Raw genomic sequence first — 2,456 nt, 5'->3', positions numbered from 1 at the left:
TGTTAATTTGCAGGTAAAACTGATCCACGATTTGCATCTAAAAGTGATCCACCCAATTGGTGTTATATGACCATAATCATGGTCTATTTTCTAGCCTTTTTCTCCTTTGATTTTTTAGTTGATTCTTTGAATCGGTAGCTATCATTGCCGCTTTCAATTATATGGCAATGGTGAGTCAATCTGTCTAGCAAGGCCGTAGTGAGTTTTGCATCGCCAAACACCTTCGACCATTCAGTGAAGTTAAGGTTGGTGGTGATAAGTACGCTTGTGCTTTCGTAGAGTTTACTGAGTAAGTGAAACAGCAAGGTGCCGCCCGCTTGACTAAACGGCACATAACCTAACTCATCGAGTATCACCAAATCGCACTTGGCTAGGCGGTTGGCCATTCTGCCAACATGACCAGCTTGTTTCTCAAGCTCTAAGGTATTCACTAACTCGATAGTGGATAAGAACCGTACTCGGTATTGGTGATGTTGAATGGCTTGCACCCCGAGTGCCGTTGCTAAGTGTGTTTTGCCTGTGCCAGGGCCACCGACGAACACCGCATTTTGGCAGTCTTCAATGAACTCACAACGATGTAAGCCTCTAATCAGGTATTCATCGACTTCACTCTCACTGAAGTCGAAGCCGTAAAGGTCTCTGTAAACAGGGAACTTCGCGATTTTCATTTGATAGGCAATACTGCGCACTTCTCTGTCCGCTACCTCGGCTTTTATTAGTGCGTCGAGTATTGGCAAAGCTTGTTTGTAAGCTGGCGAATCTTGCGAGCTCAACTCGGTAATACTGCTCGCCATGCCATGTAGCTTCAACGTTTTAAGGGTGTGTAATAGAGCTTCAGTGTGCATGGCGTTTACCTCGTAATGTGTCGTAGCGAGATGCATCGCTGGTTGGCTCAGTGATTAATTGCAGGCTGTTAACAATCGGGATGGGTGCAGGCTGTGGTGGGGTAATTACGCGGCTTAAACAGTTCATCACATGTTGTTTAGATGGGCAGCCTGCGTCTAAGGCCATTTCAACCGCTTTCACAACATCGGCTTCGTCGTGATGCAATATCAGCGATAACACCTCGACCATTTCCTTATCCCCGCGCGCTCGTTGCAGCAAAATGGATTGCAGGTGCTTAAAGCTATCGGGCATGGTATTAAATGGCGCACCATTGCGAAGCGCCCCCGGTTTGCGTTGTGCGACCAGCAAGTAGTGTTGCCAGTCGTAAATCACTTTGCCGGGTACATCGTGACTCACCATGAACGTGCGGGGATGCTCCGCTATCTGCTGCCCTTCAGCGACAAAACTCAGCCGACTTGGGTACACACGCAGGCTAATTCGTCGGTTAGCGAAGCTTGCGGGCACAGAGTAACGATTCCGTTCGAAGCTGACTAAGCAGGTAGAGGATACTTTTTTGCTATGCTCGATGAAACCATCAAACGGGGCGGTCACTTTCATCAATTGACGTTGTTCTTGATACCACACATCTTCGATAGTTTTATCCGTAAACTGAGGATGTTTGCGTGATTGCCAGTCGGCAATGCATTGCGCCTCTAGCCAATCGTTGAGTTCGGTTAGCGTGCTCACGCGCGGTAGACGTTGCCAGATAATCGACCGCGCATCACGCACATTCTTTTCAACTTGGCCTTTCTCCCAACCTGCGGCAGGATTACAGAAGTCAGCTTCAAACAGATAATGGCTAACCATGGTTAGGAAGCGACGGTTAACAATGCGCTCCTTGCCTCTTTGCACCTTATCAACTGCTGTTTTCATATTGTCGTAAATCCCGCGCTCTGGCACACCGTTGAACACCCGAAACGCGTGATTATGAGCATCAAACAGCATTTCATGGCTTTGCGTGGGGTATGCTCGCAGCATAAAAGCTCGGCTATGACTGAGCTTAAAGTGAGCGACTTGCAGCTTGGTTTTACGACCATCGATAAAGGCATAGTTTTCGCCCCAATCAAATTGAAAGGCTTCACCTGCGGCAAACTCTAATGGCACGTAAACTTGATTGGATGCAGCTAACCTTTGCTCCTCGCGCCATTTACGTACAAACGCAGCAACCCTGTCATATGAGCCGGAATAGCCCAAAGGTAGCAAGTCTTCATACAGGTTTTTAACGGTTTTACGCTCTTTGCGTCGTCGCCTTGCTTCTCGCTTAAGCCAACTAACGAGCACTTCTTCGAATGCTTTTACCTTGCCGTGCGAGTCACGCTGAGGATAAGCTGGTTCAGCAATGTCGTCTTTAAGATAACGACGCACTGTATTGCGAGACAATCCAGTGCGCCGAGTGATTTCTCGCTGGGATAGCCCATCACGAAAATACCATCGACGTATAACACTTAATAATGACACATCTATCACTCCACATTCTCCTGCTCAGGGGTGGCAGGAGGTATTAAATATGTGGATCAGTTTTCAATGCAAATTAGGGGGGAAAGTGGATCAGTTTTGGATGCAAACTAACA

General features: G+C 47.5%; 2 protein-coding genes. Both read right to left on the bottom strand.

Annotated elements, in window-relative coordinates; all coding sequences use genetic code 11:
* Nucleotides 1–83: 83 nt before the first annotated feature.
* Nucleotides 84–845, bottom strand: coding sequence for an IS21-like element helper ATPase IstB (gene istB / locus EKG38_RS24645; RefSeq protein ID WP_126523519.1), 762 nt, complete (start codon nucleotides 843–845; stop codon nucleotides 84–86).
* Nucleotides 835–2,352 (bottom strand): IS21 family transposase, encoded by a 1,518-nt coding sequence (istA, locus tag EKG38_RS24640; protein ID WP_126523518.1) that lies wholly within the window; start codon nucleotides 2,350–2,352, stop codon nucleotides 835–837. The genes istB and istA overlap by 11 nt, the downstream gene beginning before the upstream one ends.
* Between the last annotated feature and the right edge of the window lie 104 nt (nucleotides 2,353–2,456).

The organism is Shewanella canadensis (assembly GCF_003966225.1).
Taxonomy (GTDB): domain Bacteria; phylum Pseudomonadota; class Gammaproteobacteria; order Enterobacterales; family Shewanellaceae; genus Shewanella; species Shewanella canadensis.
The sequence above is the reverse complement of the archived record's forward strand: the minus strand, read 5'-3'. Positions and strand labels throughout refer to the sequence as shown.

Coding starts and splice junctions, on each gene's coding strand:
- istB (WP_126523519.1), bottom strand. CDS start 845: ATGCACACTGAAGCTCTATTACACACCCTTAAAACGTTGAAGCTACAT.